The sequence below is a fragment of the Skermanella rosea genome (assembly GCF_016806835.2).
Lineage (GTDB): Bacteria > Pseudomonadota > Alphaproteobacteria > Azospirillales > Azospirillaceae > Skermanella > Skermanella rosea.
Window position 1 is genome coordinate 1,489,117 of record NZ_CP086111.1, and the last position, 18,507, is coordinate 1,507,623.

Annotated in this window: 22 protein-coding genes; 13 read left to right on the forward strand and 9 right to left on the reverse strand. The window is 68.9% G+C overall.

The window, feature by feature from the left end:
* The first annotated feature begins 77 nt into the window (after nucleotides 1–77).
* From JL101_RS06895 to JL101_RS06920, 6 genes are all read left to right on the forward strand, one after another.
* Entirely contained in the window at nucleotides 78–263 is a 186-nt protein-coding gene (locus JL101_RS06895) for a hypothetical protein (RefSeq protein ID WP_203101094.1), read from the forward strand.
* 129 nt (nucleotides 264–392) lie between these two features.
* A complete protein-coding gene (gene rssA / locus JL101_RS06900; RefSeq protein WP_211111266.1) occupies nucleotides 393–1,319 on the forward strand; it encodes a patatin-like phospholipase RssA in 927 nt (308 codons plus the stop codon).
* Between the two features lie 159 nt (nucleotides 1,320–1,478).
* On the forward strand, nucleotides 1,479–2,642 hold the full coding sequence (locus tag JL101_RS06905; protein WP_203101095.1) for a DUF2336 domain-containing protein: 1,164 nt from the start codon (nucleotides 1,479–1,481) through the stop codon (nucleotides 2,640–2,642).
* 131 nt (nucleotides 2,643–2,773) lie between these two features.
* Entirely contained in the window at nucleotides 2,774–5,674 is a 2,901-nt protein-coding gene (locus JL101_RS06910) for an ATP-binding protein (protein WP_203101097.1), read from the forward strand.
* A 96-nt stretch (nucleotides 5,675–5,770) separates the two neighbouring features.
* Entirely contained in the window at nucleotides 5,771–6,106 is a 336-nt protein-coding gene (locus JL101_RS06915) for a hypothetical protein (RefSeq protein ID WP_203101099.1), read from the forward strand.
* A gap of 139 nt (nucleotides 6,107–6,245) precedes the next feature.
* Nucleotides 6,246–7,070, forward strand: coding sequence for an MBL fold metallo-hydrolase (locus tag JL101_RS06920; protein ID WP_203101101.1), 825 nt, complete (start codon nucleotides 6,246–6,248; stop codon nucleotides 7,068–7,070).
* 25 nt (nucleotides 7,071–7,095) lie between these two features.
* On the opposite strand, the gene JL101_RS06925 is transcribed toward JL101_RS06920, so the two are convergent.
* Genes JL101_RS06925 through JL101_RS06940 form a run of 4 tightly spaced genes read right to left on the reverse strand, consistent with a single transcriptional unit; the run spans nucleotide 7,096 to nucleotide 10,676 of the window.
* The gene (locus JL101_RS06925; protein WP_203101102.1) at nucleotides 7,096–7,623 is read right to left on the reverse strand and encodes a protease complex subunit PrcB family protein; all 528 of its coding nucleotides are present in this window, start codon (nucleotides 7,621–7,623) and stop codon (nucleotides 7,096–7,098) included.
* Between the two features lie 3 nt (nucleotides 7,624–7,626).
* Nucleotides 7,627–8,808, reverse strand: coding sequence for a M20 aminoacylase family protein (locus JL101_RS06930; protein WP_203101103.1), 1,182 nt, complete (start codon nucleotides 8,806–8,808; stop codon nucleotides 7,627–7,629).
* A 58-nt stretch (nucleotides 8,809–8,866) separates the two neighbouring features.
* Nucleotides 8,867–9,793, reverse strand: a complete 927-nt coding sequence (locus JL101_RS06935) for a ribokinase (RefSeq protein ID WP_203101104.1) — start codon at nucleotides 9,791–9,793, stop codon at nucleotides 8,867–8,869.
* 43 nt (nucleotides 9,794–9,836) lie between these two features.
* A complete protein-coding gene (locus JL101_RS06940; RefSeq protein WP_203101105.1) occupies nucleotides 9,837–10,676 on the reverse strand; it encodes a universal stress protein in 840 nt (279 codons plus the stop codon).
* A 258-nt stretch (nucleotides 10,677–10,934) separates the two neighbouring features.
* Here JL101_RS06940 and JL101_RS06945 point away from each other — a divergent pair, with 258 nt between their 5' ends.
* Both JL101_RS06945 and JL101_RS06950 read left to right on the forward strand, forming a co-directional pair.
* Nucleotides 10,935–11,114, forward strand: a complete 180-nt coding sequence (locus tag JL101_RS06945; RefSeq protein WP_203101246.1) for a BrnT family toxin — start codon at nucleotides 10,935–10,937, stop codon at nucleotides 11,112–11,114.
* Nucleotides 11,107–11,379: a helix-turn-helix domain-containing protein gene (locus JL101_RS06950; RefSeq protein ID WP_203101106.1), complete on the forward strand. Its 273-nt coding sequence runs from the start codon at nucleotides 11,107–11,109 to the stop codon at nucleotides 11,377–11,379. The genes JL101_RS06945 and JL101_RS06950 overlap by 8 nt, the downstream gene beginning before the upstream one ends.
* A gap of 126 nt (nucleotides 11,380–11,505) precedes the next feature.
* Here the strand turns inward: JL101_RS06950 and JL101_RS06955 are convergent, their stop codons facing one another.
* A complete protein-coding gene (locus tag JL101_RS06955; protein ID WP_203101108.1) occupies nucleotides 11,506–12,564 on the reverse strand; it encodes an Ldh family oxidoreductase in 1,059 nt (352 codons plus the stop codon).
* 119 nt (nucleotides 12,565–12,683) lie between these two features.
* Here JL101_RS06955 and JL101_RS06960 point away from each other — a divergent pair, with 119 nt between their 5' ends.
* Both JL101_RS06960 and JL101_RS06965 read left to right on the forward strand, forming a co-directional pair.
* Nucleotides 12,684–13,592 carry an SMP-30/gluconolactonase/LRE family protein gene (locus tag JL101_RS06960; protein WP_203101110.1) on the forward strand — a complete coding sequence of 303 codons (909 nt, stop codon included), beginning with the start codon at nucleotides 12,684–12,686 and terminating at the stop codon, nucleotides 13,590–13,592.
* 17 nt (nucleotides 13,593–13,609) lie between these two features.
* Nucleotides 13,610–14,620: a C-terminal binding protein gene (locus tag JL101_RS06965; RefSeq protein WP_203101112.1), complete on the forward strand. Its 1,011-nt coding sequence runs from the start codon at nucleotides 13,610–13,612 to the stop codon at nucleotides 14,618–14,620.
* Nucleotides 14,621–14,636: 16 nt separating this feature from the next.
* Here the strand turns inward: JL101_RS06965 and JL101_RS06970 are convergent, their stop codons facing one another.
* Nucleotides 14,637–14,798, reverse strand: a complete 162-nt coding sequence (locus tag JL101_RS06970) for a hypothetical protein (RefSeq protein WP_203101114.1) — start codon at nucleotides 14,796–14,798, stop codon at nucleotides 14,637–14,639.
* Nucleotides 14,799–14,983: 185 nt separating this feature from the next.
* On the opposite strand from JL101_RS06970, the gene JL101_RS06975 reads away from it, so the two are divergent.
* The gene (locus JL101_RS06975; protein WP_203101115.1) at nucleotides 14,984–15,136 is read left to right on the forward strand and encodes a hypothetical protein; all 153 of its coding nucleotides are present in this window, start codon (nucleotides 14,984–14,986) and stop codon (nucleotides 15,134–15,136) included.
* A 69-nt stretch (nucleotides 15,137–15,205) separates the two neighbouring features.
* Here JL101_RS06975 and JL101_RS06980 read toward each other — a convergent pair whose 3' ends face one another.
* Entirely contained in the window at nucleotides 15,206–15,589 is a 384-nt protein-coding gene (locus JL101_RS06980; RefSeq protein WP_203101116.1) for a hypothetical protein, read from the reverse strand.
* Nucleotides 15,590–15,793: 204 nt separating this feature from the next.
* On the opposite strand from JL101_RS06980, the gene JL101_RS06985 reads away from it, so the two are divergent.
* Nucleotides 15,794–16,240 (forward strand): hypothetical protein, encoded by a 447-nt coding sequence (locus tag JL101_RS06985; protein ID WP_203101117.1) that lies wholly within the window; start codon nucleotides 15,794–15,796, stop codon nucleotides 16,238–16,240.
* A gap of 24 nt (nucleotides 16,241–16,264) precedes the next feature.
* Here the strand turns inward: JL101_RS06985 and JL101_RS06990 are convergent, their stop codons facing one another.
* Both JL101_RS06990 and JL101_RS06995 read right to left on the reverse strand, forming a co-directional pair.
* Nucleotides 16,265–17,209 carry a DnaJ C-terminal domain-containing protein gene (locus JL101_RS06990; RefSeq protein ID WP_407697405.1) on the reverse strand — a complete coding sequence of 315 codons (945 nt, stop codon included), beginning with the start codon at nucleotides 17,207–17,209 and terminating at the stop codon, nucleotides 16,265–16,267.
* Between the two features lie 77 nt (nucleotides 17,210–17,286).
* On the reverse strand, nucleotides 17,287–17,760 hold the full coding sequence (locus JL101_RS06995; RefSeq protein ID WP_203101122.1) for an RT0821/Lpp0805 family surface protein: 474 nt from the start codon (nucleotides 17,758–17,760) through the stop codon (nucleotides 17,287–17,289).
* A gap of 125 nt (nucleotides 17,761–17,885) precedes the next feature.
* Between JL101_RS06995 and pdxH the strand changes: the two genes are divergently transcribed.
* Nucleotides 17,886–18,506: a pyridoxamine 5'-phosphate oxidase gene (gene pdxH / locus JL101_RS07000; RefSeq protein WP_203101123.1), complete on the forward strand. Its 621-nt coding sequence runs from the start codon at nucleotides 17,886–17,888 to the stop codon at nucleotides 18,504–18,506.
* The last annotated feature ends 1 nt before the right edge of the window (nucleotide 18,507 follow it).

The following is an 18,507-nucleotide window of genomic DNA, read 5'->3' on the forward strand; positions in this document are numbered from 1 at the left end:
GTCGCCCATCTTCGTTGACCTGTTCGATCTAAAGGGTTAACATGTTTTCGCAATCACGCAAAATGCGGAGCGGAACCATGGAAGTCGGTCAATATCCTTCGCCCCTCGGCGTCGTCGGCCTGAAAATCGGGCAGAAGAGCCAGCAGACCCAGGCCCAGGTGGTCACCCAGGCGCTGGAAAGCACCAAGGAACTCGTCCAGAACTCGGCCCAGGCCTCGGGCGGGGCGAACGGCGGCGGCAAGCTGCTCGACATCAAGGCCTGATCCCATCAAGGCCTGATCCCGGCCCGGACACCGCTCTTCCAATCCGCCGCGGGATCGTCCAAGAATTCCCCGAGCCCCCGCCGGAGGGGCACGGCCCGTCGGGACGGGCCGTCAGGATCGGGGATCGCCTTGAAGATCGGTCTCGCACTGGGCAGCGGAGCCGCGCGCGGCTGGGCGCATATCGGCGTGCTCCGCTCGCTGGAAGCCTCGGGCATCAGGCCCGACATCGTCTGCGGCACCTCGGTCGGTGCCCTGGTCGGCGGCGCGTGGTTGACCGGCCAGCTCGACGCGCTCCAGGAATGGGCCTCCACCATGGGCCTGTTCGGCGTGCTCAAGCTGCTGGACGTGACCTTCTCCCGCGGCGGCCTCGTCTCCATCACCAAGGCCTTCGAGCAGTTCCGCAACGACCGGACCGACGTACTGATCGAGCATCTGCCCACGGTCTTCGCGACCGTCGCGACCGACCTGGCGACCGGCCGGGAGGTCTGGCTGAGGGAAGGGCATCTGCTCGACGTGGTCAGGGCCTCCGCCGCGATGCCGGGACTGTTCCCCGCCGTCCTGCACGACGGCCAGTGGCTCGTCGACGGCGCGTTGGTCAACCCGGTACCCGTATCGCTGTGCCGGGCGCTGGGCGCCGACGTGGTGATCGCGGTCAACCTCAACGGCGACCTCGCGACCCTGCCACGGCTGGCCAAGGGCTCAGGCTCCCCGGAGGAAAAGCCGCCCGCCGAGAAGCCCCCCGTGCTGGCCGCCCTGCTGAACACCCGGATCGGCAGCCATCTCAGCGACAAGACCCGGTTCCTCGCCAGCCAGCTGACCGCGGCGCGCGAGCCCGTCCCCAACGTGCTGGAGATCCTGGCCGGCTCGATCGACATCATGCAGGACCGCATCACCCGCTCCCGGCTGGCGGGAGAACCGCCCGACGTCCTGATCGCGCCCCGGCTGGGCCATATCGGCATCCTGGACTTCGACCGCTCCGACGAGTTGATCGAGCTGGGCCGGACCTCGACCGACGCGATGGGACCGGCGATCAGGCTCGCCGTGAGGCGCGCCTGAAGGCATATGCACGACGTGCAGGGGGCAGCGGCGATGTTGTGGCATCTACCCTTTAGTGCTAATGATACTCCATAAAGATGAAACAATAAGTCTCGTATCTGCGGCCGTCCCTTCGGGCGGGAGGGAATGATGACCGGATCAGGCCTTTCGGAACAGGATGTGAAGCGTCTGCTGGTGGATCGGTCGCCGCAGGCCCGCATCGAAACCATGTCGAAGGTGATCGCCGATTTCGAATCCGGGCGGTTCTCCGACAAGGAGCAGGACCTGGTCCGCCAGATCCTCCAGCGTCTCGCGATCGACGCGGAGATGGCGGTCCGCGAGGCGGTCGCCTGGCAGATCTACAACAGCCCGCTGCTGAACGCCGATCTGGCGAAACGCCTGGCCCAGGACGTCGCGGAGGTGGCCTTCCCCGTGCTGCGCCACGCCACGGTGCTGCCGGACGACTTCCTGGTCGAGGTGGTGCAGCAGCGCGACAGCAAGAAGCAGGTGGCGATCGCCGCCCGCGACGAGGTGTCGGCCCGCCTGTCCGACGCCATCGTGGACACCGCCAACATCACCGCCATCGAGCGGCTGGTGCGCAATCCCGGCGCCATCCTGGCCGAGCCGACCCTGCACCGCACCCTGGACCGCTTCGGCGCGATCGAGACGATCAGCGAATCCATGGCCGGGCGGGACGACCTGCCGATCACCGTGATCGAGAAGCTGATCCACTACGTCTCGGAGGAGATCCGCGACGAGCTGGCGGCGCGCCACGACCTTCCCGCCGGACTGCTCGGCGGGCTGGTCGAGCATGGCCGGGAGGCGGCGACGCTGCTCCTGCTCAAGCCCATGGCCGGCCGCTTCCGGGACGTCGAGCTGTTCGTCAAGCACCTGCACGCCAACAACAGGCTCAGCCCGTCGCTGCTGTTCCGCTCGCTGTGCTGCGGCGACGTGGACCTCTTCGTGGCCGGGGTCGCCGTCCGCTGCAACCTCAGCATGGCGAACGCCCGGCTGCTGGTGTTCGACGAGGGCCAGCTCGGCCTGCGCGCCGCCTTCGAGCGGTCCAGGATCCCCTTGAGCCTGCTGCCGCCGTTCCGCTCGGCCCTGGCCGTGGTCCGGGAAACCGGCTACCGGGGGGAGGAGGCCCACCGGGCCGATTTCCAGAGGAAGGCGGTGGCGCGCGTCTTCAACGACTGCGCCGGCAAGGGCGACAGGGATATCGAGGAGCTTCTGCTCCAGCTCTTCGACCACAAGACCGACATCCACCTGAAGGACGTCGTCCCGGCCCCGCCGTCGGCCGATGGGCTCGGCGGCGCGGCGGCGATGCGCCGCACCATGCCGTGAGCTCCTGACGCGGGAAAATGCCTCCCGCGATACTGCCTGGGGCGACGCAAGCCTGTATTCGGTCGCCTTGGAAGATCAGTCTTGTTATCAATTGCGAGCATCCGCTCTTCGATCCTCGGGTCCATTCGGGAATGGCAGACACCATCGCAGGAAAAACGACTCCGGGGTGTTCGTCCAGCGGGCGCCGCGACGACGCGGATCGGACCGGCGACGGCCGGGAGGATGTCCGCTCCCCCGAGTTCCTTCCCCCCGAAGCCCGCGCGGTCCTCGACCGGGCGCCGATCCCGATCCTGCTGGCGGGGCCGGCGGCGGACTCCCGGTCCGGCGGTCCCGTCGGGCGGATGGCGGTGATCCACGCCAACCCGGCGCTGGCGCGGCTCGCCGGCCGGGCCGGCGTCGAGATCCCTCCGGGATGCCGGCTCGACGCGCTGTTCCGCGTGGCACCGGGCGCGCAGGGCTTTCCGGCCGAGGACGGCGCCGTCGCGGCGGGCCTCGCGGAGGCCTCCCCGGCCGCGCCGGCCGGCAAGCTCCTGCTCGCCGTCGTCACCGACCGCCTGGGCAGGGGGAACCACCGGCTCGCCGCCTTCCTCGACGGGGCCGCTCCGCCGGACCAGCAGGCGACCGCGGAAGCCCTGCTGGCCGCCGCGTCGCTCGCCCTCGCCTCCACGGTGGAGGCGGCGACCGCGCGCTCGACGCTGAACACCGTCCTGTCCAGCCTGACCGACGCCTTCATGTCGGTCGACCATGCCTGGCGCTTCACCCGGGTCAACCGGATGGCCGCCGAAGCCTGCGGCATGGCGCCCGAGGACATGATCGGCCGTTCCTTCTGGGAGCTGTTCCCGGAAGCGGTCGGCAGCCCGCTCCAGGCCGCCGCCCACCGGGCGGAGACCGAGCAGGTCCCGGTCCACGCGGAGGCATTCCATCCCCGGCTCGGCCGCTGGTTCGAATACCATGTCTACCCCTCGCCGGACGGCCTCGGCATCATCGAGACCGACATCACCTCGCGCAAGCAGCAGGAGGCGCGCCAGCGCCTGATGGCCGACCTCAACGAGGCGGTCCGCCTGCTGGTCGACCCGATCGAGATGATGGAGGTGGGGCTCGTCCTGGCGGGCCGGCATTTCGGCGTCTCGCGCATGGTCTTCGCCGAGATAGACCCCGGCCGGCTCGTCGTGACCGGCCTGCGCCAGTACCGGGACGGCGTGCCCGAGGTACCGGGCGACATCCGGCTCGCCGACTTCGGCGCCAGGGCGCTGGAGACCCTCCAGCGCGGCCATACCCTGGTCATCGACGACGTTCATGCCGACGCGCGCACCGCCGGGAGCATCGCCGCGTTCGAGCGGATCGACGCGCGGGCCATGCTGGTGGTTCCGCTGACCCGGTCGGCCCGCCTCCTGGCGCTCCTGTCCCTGCAGGAGCGGACCCCGCGCCAGTGGACCATGGACGAGATCGACCTGGCGGAGCGGGTGGCCGAGCTGATCGGGGAGGCGGTCGAGCGGGCCCGGGCGGAGCGGGCCGTCCGCGACGGCGAGCGCCGGCTGCGCCTGGCGACCCAGGCGGCAGCCCTGGGGGAATTCGAATACGACCCGGTGACCGGATCGGTGATCCGGTCGGTGCTGGTCGACCGCCTGTTCGGCTTCCAGCCGGGCGAGGTCGGGTCCCATATCGATCCGTTCTTCGGCCGGATCCATCCCGACGACATCGAGGCGTTCCGCCGCGGGCTGGAGGACGCGGTCGCCGGCAGGGCGGACTGGAACCACATCTTCCGGGTCGTCCACCGCGACGGCCGGATCTGCTGGATCGCCTCGGTCGGCGAAGTCATCCGCCGGTCCGACGGGACCGCCCAGCGGATGGTCGGGATCATCCGCGACATCACGGTCGACTGGCTGGCCGAACAGGAGCTGCGCCGCGCCCGCGACGCCGCGACCGAGGCGAGCGCGGCCAAGACCCGCTTCCTCGCCGCGGTCAGCCACGACCTGCGCCAGCCGATCCAGGCCGTGTCGCTGTTCCTCGACCTGCTGAACCACAAGATGCTGCCTCCCGACGCGCGCGACCTGATCGGCATGATCGACGTCTCGGTCAAGGGACTCCAGGGCATGCTGAACGGGCTGCTGGACGCCGCCCGGCTCGACGCCGGCATCGTCAAGCCGGTGGTCCAGCCGTTCAACCTGGACGAACTGCTGGAGCGGCTCGCCGCCGAGTTCGAGGGCCAGACCACCGCCGCCCGCCTGTTGTTCGAGGTCCGGCCGGCCAAGGTCGCGGTCTCCAGCGACCCGGTCCTGCTCGAACAGATCCTGCGCAACCTGCTGTCCAACGCGGTCAAGTTCACGATGCGCGGCTGCATCCTGCTCGAATGCATCCCGAACGAGACCACGGTCGACATCCATGTCGCCGACACCGGCCCGGGCATCCCGGAGGACAAGACCGAGGCGATCTTCCAGGACTTCCTGCAGCTGGACAATCCGGCCCGCGACCGCAGCCGCGGGATCGGCCTGGGCCTGGGCACGGTCGCCCGGACCGCGCGGCTGCTCGGCCATCCCGTGGCCGTGCGCTCCAAGGTCGGCGAAGGCGCCATCTTCACCGTCACGGTGCCCATCGCCGACGCGCCGGTGAAGCCGCCGGAGAAGCTGTGGCGCGGCCACGAGCAGTGGCAGGACCGCATCCTGGCCGACCGCGCGATCCTGGTGGTGGACGACGACCACGCCGTCCTGACCGCCCTGGTGATGCTGCTGGAGGACTGGGGCATGCGGGTGATCCGCGCCGGCGGGCTGGACGAGGTGGCCGAGTTGCTGGCCGAACTGGACAGCCCGCTCGACCTCGTGCTGACCGACTACCGCCTGCCCAACGGCGCCACCGGGGCCGAGGTGATCGACCTGGTGAGGCAGAGCGGCCACCACGCGGAGATCGCCGGCCTGGTCATGACAGGCGACACGTCGCCCGAACGGCTGATCGAGGCCCAGAAGGCCCAATGCCGGCTGCTGCACAAGCCGGTCAATCCGGACGACTTGAAGCGCGCCCTGATCGCCTGCTTCTGACCGTTCCCGGCGTGGGCCCGGACGGGCTTGTAACGATACGGCGCGGGGCCATCTGCAAGGCAGCGAATTTTGGACATCGGCCGGAGGATGACGATCATGTTCGACTCTGATACCAACCGGCGCCGCGACCCGGAACCCGTGGACCCCAACGCGCGCAGCATGATGCGCTTCGCGCTGCTGAGCGGGTTGTCCCTGGTCCTCGCCCTGCTGTGGCCGCCGCACCTGTTTCCGGTGATGCTGGCCGGGTTCCTGTTCATCAATGCCATGACCAGCGCCGCCGTGGCGGCGATTCAGCGCCAGCCGCTCTGGGGCCCGACCCTGACGCGCTGGGACGAAGGGGCGGCATTCTATGTCTTCGGCTTCATCGCCGGCCTTTTCATCGATCCTGCGGTGGTTGAGGAGACCCTGAACCTCACCCGCGCCGCGGACTGACATACCGGGGTCTGGCGGGACGCTGAAAAAGCGCAAACCCGTTTTTGGAAGATTGTCCAAAGTTGTGATCCGCGTCACTATGGCGGTGCGCCCGTGGTGGTAGGGTGCGCTCTTGTCTTGATTCCGGTACGGGTTTGCCATGGCGTTCAGTGCGACCTTCTGGGGGGTGCGCGGCACGATTCCCTGTCCATCTCCGACACATGTCCTGTTCGGCGGGAACACGAGCTGTGTCGAGGTGGCGGTGGGTGACCACACCGTCATCCTGGATTGCGGCACCGGGTTCCGCGGCCTGGGCAAGCACCTGATGAAGCGGACGACGCGGCGGGCGACCATCCTGCTCAGCCATTTCCACCTGGACCATATCGCGGGCTTCCCGTTCTTCCATCCCGCCTACAGCCAGGATTTCTCCTTCAGGATCATGGCGGCGCGTTTCCAGGGCTGCCCGAACATCCGCTCGATCCTGGCCAGCCAGATGGAGCCGCCGCTGTTCCCGGTGCCCATGCGCACCATGAAGGCGGACATGACGTTCGAGAATTTCAGCCCGGCCGACACCCTGACGCTGGACGGCGGCATCCGGGTCCGAACCGCCGCGCTCAACCACCCCGACGGCGCCTGCGGCTACAGGATCGACCACGAGGGCCGCTCGCTGGCCTACGTCACCGACACCGAACATGTGCCGGGGGCACCCGACCGCAACATCCTCGACCTGATCGCGGGAGCCGACCTCGTGATCTACGACGCGACCTACACGGAGCAGGAGTTCGCCTGCAAGGCCGGCTGGGGCCATTCGACCTGGGTGGAGGGCGTCAAGCTGTGCCGGGAGGCGGGAGCTCGCCGCCTTGCCCTGTTCCACCACGAGCCCGACCATGACGACGCCTTCATGGCCGGGCTGGAGGCCGAGGCGCAGTCCGCCTGGGCCCCCGTCTTCGCGGCGCGCGAAGGCACGACCGTCACGCTGGAGTGACGGCCGACTCCCGGCCCCGCTGCCCCTATCGTGCCTGGACGAACCGGACCTGCGAGTCGTCGCGGCGGATGATCCTGATGACGTAGGGCGACGTGAGCACCTGGGCGGTCATGGCCCCGGGCGCAGGCGCCCGCTCGCCGTAGGAGACCACCAGTTCACGGCTGCTCGGCAGCCCCTGTTCGATGAACTGGCGGTCGGTCGTCACCTGTTCGGCGATGTTCTCGATCGCCACGCCGTAGCCGGCCGTCTGCCGCATGCCGAGGAAGACGCCGATTCCCATCCAGCCCCGGGGGAGCGGACCCGGCGCCGGGGTGCCGGTGAGCTGCCAGAGGTTTTCCCACTGCTCCTGGGTGCGGGCGACGATCGTGGTGCGGCCCTGCACGGACGCCTGGGTGCCGCTCCACTCGAACTGGCCGTCGATGCCGGGTGTCTGGGCGGTCAGGGCGCCCTCCGGGTTGGAGAGGGGTTCGCCGGCCAGCAGGTTCATCGCCGTGGTGCAGCCGGTGGCGGACATCAGGGCGGCGCCGAGGGCCGCCAGAAGGATCCTGCGCATCGGTCAGGCAGCCCGCGGCAGCGCTGATTCGACCAGTTTGGCCCAGTAGCTGGCGCCGACCGGCAGGATCTCGTCGTTGAAGTCGTAGCGCGGGTTGTGGACCATGCAGGCGCTGGGTCCGCCCGCCTGGCCGATCCAGACATAGGAGCCGGGCCGCTCCTTCAGCATGAAGGCGAAATCCTCCGCCCCCATGCTGGGCGCGGGATCATGGATCACCTGGGCCTCGCCGACCACCTGGGCCGCGACGCGGGCGGCGAAATCGGTCTCGGCGGCGGTATTGACCGTGGCCGGGTAGTTCCGCCGGTAATCGACCTCCGCCGCCGCGCCGAAGGCTTCCGCCGTGGCCGTCGCGACGCGCTTCAGGCCGGCCTCCACGCTGTCCTGCACCGCAGGCTCGAAGGTCCTGACGGTGCCGCTCAGGACCACCTCCGCCGGGATCACGTTGTACGCGGCGCCGCCGTGGATCTGGGTCACGCTGACCACGGCCGAGCGCAGCGGGTCGGTGTTGCGGCTGACCAGGCTCTGCAGCGCCGTGACGATGTGGGCGGCGACCACCACCGGGTCGACGCCGTGGTGGGGCATGGCGCCGTGCGCGCCGTGGCCGCGCACCCGGATGTCGAACTGGTCGGCCGCGGCCATGATCGGCCCGGTGCGGACCGCGATCGAGCCGGCCGGCATCTCCGGCCAGTTGTGCATGCCGTAGACTTCCCGGGCCGGGAACAGGTCGAACAGCCCCTCCTGCACCATCTTCTGGGCGCCGCCCTTGCCCTCTTCCGCGGGCTGGAAGATGAAATGCACCGTGCCGTCGAAGTTGCGGGTCTCCGCCAGGTACCGTGCCGCCCCCAGCAGCATGGTGGTGTGGCCGTCATGGCCGCAGCCATGCATCTTCCCCGGGACCCTGGACGCATGCGGGAAGTCGTTCTGCTCCTGCATGTTCAGCGCGTCCATGTCGGCGCGCAGTGCTATCACCCTGTCCGACCCGGCGGCGCTCCCCGCCGTCAGCGTGCCGACGACCCCGGTGCCGCCCAGCCCCCGATGGACCGCGATGCCCCATTCCTCCAGCTTCGCCGCGACGATGCCGGAGGTGCGGAATTCCTCGAAGGCGGTCTCCGGATGGGCATGAAGATCGCGCCGCCAGGCGGTCATCTCGTCATGGAAATCGGCGATGCGATTGATGATCGGCATGTATCGTCTCGGTTCGAATCAGGGAGTCCGCACCCGCACGTTAGCAGAGAGAAGCGGGTCAGGACAGTCGCAGCGGCGCCGAAACCTCCGCCAGCCGCGCGTCGATCGCCTCGGCGGTCGGCAGGCTCTCCTGCGCGCCCAGGCCCAGGCAGGCGATCGAGGCGCCGACGCTGGCCCGGTGCAGCGCCTCGTCCGGGCTGGCGCCGCCGTCGAGCGCCGCCGTGAGGATGCCGCAGAAGGCGTCGCCCGCACCGGTGGTGTCGACCGGGTGTATCTTCAGCGGCGCCGCCGTCCACAGCGCGCCGCCCGATTCGGCCATCAGCGCGCCGGCGCCGCCCAGGGTCACGACGCAGGTGACGCCGCAGGTGCGGGCGAGGTCGCGGGCGAGTCCGGTCGCCGAACTGGCGGAAAGCTCCAGGCGCTCGGCGATCTCGGCGGCCTCGATCTCGTTGACCACCAGGATGTCGATCAGCTTGAGGATGTCCGGCGGGACGTCGGCGGCCGGCGCGACGTTCAGGACCGTACGGGCGCCCAGCGCATGGGCACGCCGGATCAGCGCCCAGTTCTGCTCCGCCGGGACCTCCATCTGCATCAGCACGGTGGTGCCGGCGCCGAGCCTGTCGTCGGGGATGCTGTCGGCCGACGCCGACAGGTTGGCGCCGCTGGCGACCGAGATGAAGTTCTCGCCGTCGCCGTCGACGCAGATCATGGCGCAGCCGGTCGCCGTCTCCGCCACCTGGATGCCAGACGTGTCGACCCCGTCGCGCACCAAGTTCTCGACCAGCGTCGAGCCGAAGGCGTCGGGGCCGATACAGCCGGCCATGGCGACCGCGGCACCGGCGCGGGCCGCCGCGATCGCCTGGTTATTGCCCTTGCCCCCCGGTTTCAGCTGGTACGCGGGGCAAAGGACCGTCTCTCCTGGTTTCGGAAGCGAGGGGACCGTCATGACGAGGTCCATGTTGAGCGAGCCGAAAACCAGAATCATCGTTGTCCCAATCCGAAATGCGCCGGTGCGGAACCGGCGCCGCTCAGTGGGAGAACAGCACCGGTATGGTCATGTGCTGCATAATATGACGCGTGACGCCGCCCAACACCAGTTCGCGCAGCCGCGACCGGCCGTAGGCTCCCATGACCAGCAGGTCGGCCGACATGTCGGTCGCATAATTCAGGATCATGTCGCCGGGATCCATCCCGCGGGCATTGACGTGGTCCGCCGTGACCGGCACGCCGTGGCGCGCCAGGTGCAGGCTGATGTCGGCGCCGGGCTCGTCGCCCAGCCCGTTGATGCCGGTCTTCGGGTTGACCGCTAGGACGCTGACCTTCTTCGCGGTCTCCAGGAACGGCAGGGCGTCGTTGACCGCGCGCGCCGCCTCGCGGCTGGCGTTCCAGCCGACCACCACCTGCTCGCCGATGGTCGGGAACCTGCCTGCATAGGGCACCATCAGCACCGGCCGGCCGCAGTCGAACAGGACGTCCTCCGGATGGACCGGCGGGACGTCGCGGTTCCGGTCGGGGTCGATCTGGCCCAGGATCACCAGGTCGGCATAGCGGCCGACGATCCCGGCGACTTCGGTCGGATCGCCGCGCAAGGGCCGCCATTCCGCCCGGGAGCCGATGCCGGCCAGCTCGACCCGCTGGCGGAACAGGCCGGCGGCCTCGTCGGCGATCTCCTGCGCCATGCGCCGCTGGAGGGCGATCACGCTGTCGCCCAGCTCGCCGGCGACATAGCTCGGCAGCGCCGGCGGCGCCGACACGAACAGGCCCGTCAGGTGGGCGTCGTGCCGCGCGGCCAGCATGGCCGCGGCGTCGATCCGCGCGGCGGCAGGCTTGCTGGTGTCGACGACGACCATCAGGTTCTTGAGCGCCATGGAATTTCTCCCCCTCTTCTGGTTCCGTCACGAATCGGCGTGACCGGCTTTCCTGTCGCATGCAGCATCCCCCCATGGACGGACCTGTTCATTGATCAGGATCAAGACGGGGTGATCGTCCGGCGCGGTCGGTCTCTCTCATGGCTCTTGGGGCCGGCAGGGCAGCGGCACCGGCCTCGTGCCCTGCGAGATTGATGCAAGTGCGCTAACAGCGTATGGTGGGATCATCACCTGTCGCTGGCGTCTGGAAAGCGGGTCATGGCCGGTCGGGTCTTCGAATTTTCCGATACCCGATTCGCCTACGGCGAAGAGCGACGCGTATGTTTTGGCTATGTCGAGGGCCGGCTGCATGTGTGCGTCTATACCGTCCGCGAAGATACGGTTCGGATAGTCTCCGTTCGCAAGGCGAATGACCGGGAGATCAGGAAATATGGCTGACACTCTGCCGAACGACGACAATCCCGACTGGAGCGGGCTCGATCCCGCGCCGCTGGATTATGCCGCCAAGCTCAAGGCGACGAGGACCCGTCTTTCCCTGAGCCAGGACAGTTTCTCGGCGCTTCTCCACATTCCGCGCTCGACCCTGCAAAACTGGGAGCAGCGCCGGACCGAACCGGACGCATTCGCCCAGACCATGATCGACGTGATCTACGACGATCCGGAGGGGATGGCCGAAAGGCTGAAGCGCAGGCTTGTCGCCTGAATTCGACGTGACGCGAGACAGCCGGGGTGGAAGCGCCGACATGGATTGCCGACGCTCACCCTCGGCGACGGCCGGACTATGGTCGCGCCATGGAACCCTGCCGTCGGCGTGCGGAGTCCCGCCTGGTCAAGGCTTCGACATCGCTTCCGGCGGTTCGACGCCGAACCGGGCCGCCCAGGGCTCCAGCGCCTCGCCGACGCCGGCGTAGAGGTCGACGCCGTTGCGCAGCTGCTCCGAGCGGCGCTTCAGCCCGCCCTCGCCGGGCAGGCGGACCGGCGGAGCGCCGGGGCGCGGCGGGATCGAATGGGCCTTGTCGGCCAGCCAGCCCGTCTCGCGCAGGAAGGCGTCGCGCCCGCCGAACGCGTCCGGGTCGAACACCTGCAGGAACACCGAGGCGCCCCAGCCGGTGGCGCCGTCGGCCCGGCCGTAGCCGCCCAGCGCGGAGGTCATCATCTCGATCATCAGCCCCAGCGCGTAGCCCTTGTGCCCGAGATCGAGACCGCCGAGCGGCAGGATCGCGCCGGGCGGATCGGCGAAATAGGCCGAGGCGTCGGCGGTCGGCTCGCCGTGCCCGTCGATCAGCCAGGGGTGGGGCAGGGGCTTGCCCTCCGCGTGGCAGCGGTTGGTCAGGCCGTTGGTGGTGGTCGACATGCTGACGTCCAGCAGCACCGGCGCGCCCGTGGTGGGCCAGCCCGCGGCCAGCGGGTTCGGGGTCATCAGCCGGCCGATGCCGCCGTGCGGCGTGACGCTGGCGCCCGCCGGGTCGGAGCTGGCCAGGATGATCGCGAGGCCCCGGTCGGTTGCGCGCTTCAGGTACGCGGCGAGGCAGGCGATATGGTGGCTGCGGCGGATGACCACCGTGGCCGTGCCGTACTGCACCGCCCGCTGGCTGGCGAGGTCGAGCGCCTGGACGACCAGCCAGGGGCCGGGCAGGCGGCGGCCGTCCCAGGTGACGGCGGGGCCGGTGTCGGCCAGGGTTTCCGGATCGCCCGACACCGCCATGGCGCCGGAGTCGATCTCCTTGAGGTAACCGGGCAGCAGTTGCAGGCCGTGGGTGGTGTGGCCGAAAAGGTCCCCTTCCACCAGGATCTCGGCGACGGTCCGGGCGCGGGCGGGCGCCAGGCCGGCGGCCTGAAGCAGGGCGGCGGCGTAGCCGACCAGTTTGTCCGCGGCGAAGCGGGGCATGACAGTTCCTCCTGGATATCCTGCGTTTTTCGAGGGTTGACGGGACCCATGGGGCAGCGGATCGTTCGCCATGACAACTAAAAACCGACATCGGAACCGACATTAGGGGGGATCAGGCCATGGATCGGGCTTTCGAAATCATCGACGAGCGCTTCAAGCGCTACGCGCTCGGCAACGTCTTCGTGGAGCGCCTGCACACCGGGATGCGCTGGGCGGAAGGGCCGGTCTGGTTCGGCGACGCCGGGCAGCTCCTGTGGAGCGACATCCCGAACAACCGGATCATGCGCTGGGTCGAGGGCGGCGGCGTCAGCGTCTTCCGCAGCCCGTCCAACTTTTCCAACGGCAATACCCGCGACCGGCAGGGCCGGCTGGTCACCTGCGAGCACGGCGCGCGGCGGGTCACCCGGACCGAGCATGACGGCACGGTGACCGTGCTGGCCGACAGCTACCAGGGGCGCCGGCTGAACTCGCCCAACGACGTGGTGGTGAAGTCGGACGGCTCGGTCTGGTTCACCGACCCGCCCTACGGCATCCTGACCGACTACGAGGGCCACCGGTCCGAGATGGAGCAGGACGGCTGCCACGTCTACCGGATCGACGCGGAGACGGGGCAGGTGACGGTGGCGGCGGACGATTTCGACAAGCCCAACGGCATCGCCTTCTCCCCCGACGAGCAGATCCTCTACGTCGCCGATACCGGCGCTTCGCACCGCAAGGACGGCCCGCACCATATCCGGGCCTTCGCCGTGTCGCAGTCCGGCACCCTGTCCGGCGGGGAGGTTTTCGCCACCATCCAGCCGGGACTGGCCGACGGCTTCCGGCTTGACACCGACGGCAACGTCTGGACCAGCGCCGGCGACGGGGTCCATTGCTACTCGCCCAACGGCGACCTGATCGGCAAGGTGCTGGTTCCGGAGGTGGTCTCCAACCTGGCGTTCGGCGGACCGAAGCGGAACCGGCTCTTCATCACCGCCACGACATCGCTCTACAGCGTCTATGTCGGGGCGAACGGCGCCGGGCCGTTCTGAGGGAAGGAGGGATCGGGATGCGTATCCTCATTCCAGACGCGCAGTTCCTCGACGATGCCGAGATCGAGCGGGCCGCCGCCGGCCCAGGGGTCACGTTCGACGTCCATCGGGCCGTGCGGGAGACCGACGTGCCCGAGGCGAGCTGGCGCGCCTGCGACGCCGTGATCTGCTACCATGTCATCCAGTACCGCGGCCCCTGGCTGGAGTGGCTGGAGCGTTGCCGGGTGATGGTGCGGGCCGGGGTCGGCTTCGACAACATCGACGTCACGGCGGCCGCCGCGCGCGGCATCCCGGTCTGCAACGTGCCGGACTACGGCACGACCGACGTTGCCGACCACGCCATCGCCATGATGATGACCCTGACCCGCGGCGTCGCGGCCTATGACGCCCAACTCCGCGCCGACCCGGTGGGGGCTTGGCGGTTCGACACGCCACCCCTGGTCCGCCGCATGCGCGGCCAGACATTCGGAGTCGTCGGGCTGGGGCGGATCGGGACGGCGGCGGCGCTGCGCGCCCGCGCCTTCGGCATGGAGGTGCTGTTCTACGATCCGGCGCTGCCCTCCGGCGCCGAGCTGTCCTTCGGTTTCGGCCGTACCCGCTCCCTGGCCGACCTGATGGCGCGTTCCGACATCGTCAGCCTGCACTGCCCCCTGACCGGGGAGACGCGCGGGATGATCGGGGCGGAGGCGCTGACGGCTTCCCGGCCCGGCCAGATCCTGGTGAATACGGCGCGCGGCGCGGTAGTCGACCTGGACGCCCTGTTCGGCGCCCTCAAGGACGGCAGGCTGGCCGGGGCCGCGCTCGACGTCCTGCCGGTCGAGCCGCCCGAACCGGACCATCCGCTGATGCGGGCCTGGAGGGCGCAGGAGCCCTGGATCGCCGGCCGCCTGCTGCTCAGCCCCCACGCCGCCTTCTACAGCCCGTCCAGCATCGTCGACCTGCGCCGGAAGTCGGCCGAGACGGTCATGGCGGCACTGGCGGGGGAGCCGGTCAACTGCGTCAACGGCGTGGTGCCGCGGCACGGCTGAGGGCGCCGGCCGGCGATCAGGACCGCGGTTCGGCAGGCGCTGCCGGTTCATACCGGTCGCGCTCGTCGGACGGGTCGGTTTCCTGCGGGTCCGACATCGACGAGGCGTCGCGGCCCAGTTCGGACTGGACCTGTTCAAGGCTGCGCAAAGGGTTCAGGAGATAACTGCTGACGGGCATTCAAAACGGCTCCTTGGCGATAGGCAAAAATATCGAGCAGCCGGTGAATGACTGGTTAATGACAGAGATTTAATAATCGTCCCTGCTGCAGGCCATGAAATAGTCACCATCTGCAGACCAGATCAGGGACCCCACCCTGGTGGGCGGTTCTACTACTATCGATAACGGGATTGGACAAGACTAGGATGTGGAAATTACTGGCTCTCTCCCTGGCGACCGTCGCGCTGGTGGTGTTCCATACGCCGATCGCGGCGCTCGCGTTCTTCGGCGTGATCGTGGCCGTCTTCATCGCCGCGGTCTTCGCGTCGACGCCGAACTCCGGCCAGCGTGAGGTCTGAGAGGGAAAGGCCGGGTGGGGCCGTCCCGTCACGGCCCCCGCTTCCGCGATCCTGACCGATCCGCCGCCGCTACTCCGCCGGATGGTGCGACAGCGCGCCCGGCTTGGCGGCCGAAACCTGCCGGGCCTGTTGCGGCATTCCGGCGCGCAGCACGATCGACGTGCCGAACATGATCAGCCCGACCATGAAGATCAGGACCGATGACAGGGCCGCGAAAGCCGAACGCGTCTGATCCATCCACAGCATCAGTCCGGCCGCCGCGAAGCAGGCGAAACCTCCCAGGCCGATCAGGTCCGCCGCCGGGCCGATATTGAAGGGAGTGTTCCTCAACCGCTGCTTGATATCCTGTGCCCAGGTGCTTGCCGTTGCGTAAATCATGATCTCTGCCCGACCCGTTCCTTGATTTGATTTGCTGTTGACCAGAGTAAGCGCGGTTCGCCGCGCCAGCGTCAAGCCTGTCGGCCGGTAAAGCCTCGATGGAAAATGCGGCGGGAACGAGACGCCGAAAAGCCCTGTGTTTAACCGCTTATTGACTAAGCGGGCCTAAAATTGTCTCGAACAGGCGGAGGCTCCGCCGCACGGGTATTGGAGAACAAGGTGTCTGGCAGTTTCGAAATCCGCCCTCGCGGGGTTGATCTGGATGGTGGAACTTCCGGGGTGCGGCGCCCGGCGGAGTACCAGCGCGGCGGCGACGACGCCCTGTTCGACGAGTTCAACAACACCCTGGCTCGCCTCGAGGGCGCCGGGCGGGACCGGCCCGGCAACAGCGGACTGATCACCCAGATCGAGACCCTCGCCGCGGTGGTGGAGCGCCAAGCGCAGGAGCTTCGCGTCGCCCGCTCCGCCGCATCCAAGCTCGAGGCCGAGAACGAACGCATGCGCCAGATGCTGCGGGCACTGCTTGCCGCGATCGACGCCGGCGAGACCCGGATCTTCAGCACCGTGGAGCGCGCCGAACGCCGCCTGCGGGAGCTGATCGACACCGGCACCGCCTTGCCCGATCCCTCTCTCAGCCAGCAGGCGCCGCGCTCACGCAACCCGCGCCCGGTCCGCGAACAGGAACCGGGCTTGCCGAGCAGGCCGTCGATCCGGGTGATCGAGTAGCCCGGTCCCGGGCGCCCGGGGGAATCACCCCAGGCCGAGTTTCTTGCGGACGTCGTAGCTGCGGTCCTTGGACCAGCGTTCCAGGAAGCTGGCCAGTTCGCTGTCAGGCGGTTCGGGCAGCACGACCTTCAGCTTGACATATTGGTCGCCGGCCAGTCCGGTCTTCGGATCGACGATCCCCTTGCCCTTCAGCCGCAGTGTTCCGCCGGTGTTTGAGCCGCGCGGCACCTTAACGGCGACATGCCCGTCCAGGGTCGGCACCTTGATGGTGGCGCCCAGCACCGCCTCGGGCAGGCTGATCGGCAGTTCCAGATGGATGTCCCCGTCCTTGCGCACGAAGAAGGGGTGCGCCTCGACATGGACCTCGACGATCGCGTCGCCGGCCGGGCCGCCGCCGATCCCGTTCATCCCCTGGCCCTTGAGCCGCAGCTTCTGCTGATCCTCGGTCCCCGGCGGGATCGCCACGTCGATGCTCTTGCCGGTCGACAGGTTGATCCGCCGCTTGGTCCCCAGCGCCGCCTCGGTGAAGGGGACGGTGACGGAATAGGCGATATCGGTGCCCCGCGACTTGAAGCCGCCGTGGCCGGCGCCGCCCCGCCGGCGCCCGGCGCCGAACAGGTCGGAGAAGATGTCGTCGGCGTCGAATCCGCCGAAGTCGGCTCCGCCGCGTCCGCCACCGGCATAGGCGCGGTGCAGCGGGCGCTCGTTGCCGTTGGCGTCGATCTCGCCGCGGTCGAACCTGGCGCGCTTCTCCGCGTCGGACAGAAGGTTGTAAGCGCCGGAAACATCCTTGAAGCGCTGCTCGATATCGGGCCTGCCCGGGTTGAGATCGGGGTGGAACTGCTTGGCGAGGCGCCGGTAAGCCTGCTTGATCTCTTCGGCGGAGGCCGACTTGGTCAATCCCAGAACCTGATAAGGGTCGCGCATCACGGCCACGAGATAGCGTATCCTGTAAAAAAGGGTCGGCACTACGGCGGACGCCCGCCGGCCGGTACGGCGGCGGGCGCCTGGTCAGTGCCTCGGGCTGGATGGCCGATCGGTGGCGTTCAGCTCACGATCTTCCAGGTGCCGTCCGGTTGCTGGCAAGCCTGACCAAAGGCCTGTTGGGTTCTGCCCCCGACAGTAACCGTTTGCTGGTATTCTCGGCAATAGGCGTTGGTGCCGGGCTGGCGGCCCTCTCGCGTCGGCACGATGACGCCGGAGTTGCCGCTCTTGGGATTGCTCCAGACGATCTCTTCGCCGATCGGGGCCTCGTAAGCCTGCTGAACCGCCCGGCCGGCGTAAACCTGGTCGGCCCGGTCGAGCGAGGAGCCGATCTCGCTGCCGAGGAAGGCGCCCAGCAGGGTGCCGGCGCCGACCGCGACCAGCTTGCCGGTGCCGCCGCCGATGGTCGAGCCGAGCAGCCCGCCGGCCGCGGCGCCGCCCAGCGTTCCGAGGCCCTGCTTGGGGCCGAGCCCGTCCGTCGTGCAGCCCGAAAGCAGTGCGAGCGCGACCAGCGCGGGAGCCACTCTCTTCAGCATCTTCCTCAAAACCTCGTCGAAATGTACCAGTGCGCCGGCATGAAGCGGCGGCCAAGCTGGCACTCGGTATCCACGAGAATGATGTATATTGTGTTGTCGCCCGAAAAATATGACCGGCATCACACATGATCGAATTTAAAGAGAATGATCCCTATGGCCTGTTCCGGACCTGGATGGCCGAGGCCGAGAAATCGGAACCCGAGGACCCCAATGCCATGGCGCTGGCGACCGCCGATGCCGCGGGCGTGCCGTCGGTCCGCATGGTCCTGCTCAAGGGATTGGACCCGCGCGGGTTCGTCTTCTACACCAACCTGGAGAGCCGGAAAGGCGTCCAGCTGGCGGCCAACCCCAATGCCGCCCTGTGCTTCCACTGGAAATCCCTGAGGCGCTCCGTCCGGGTCGAAGGACCGGTCGAGCAGGTCTCCGACGCGGAGGCCGACGAATACTACCACAGCCGCCCGCGCGGCAGTCAGATCGGTGCCTGGGCGTCCCGGCAGTCGCGCCCGCTGGAAGGCCGGTGGGAGCTGGAGAAGCGGGTGGCGGAGTTCACCGCGCGGCATGCCGTCGGCACGATCCCGCGTCCGGAATTCTGGTCCGGATTCCGCGTGCTGCCCAGGCGCATCGAGTTCTGGGCCGACCGCCCGTTCCGTCTCCACGACCGGGTGGTCTTCCACCGGGTCCAGGAGGGCGGCGACGGCGCGGCGGATGCCGCGCCGGGGTGGACAACGGAACGCCTGTTTCCCTAAA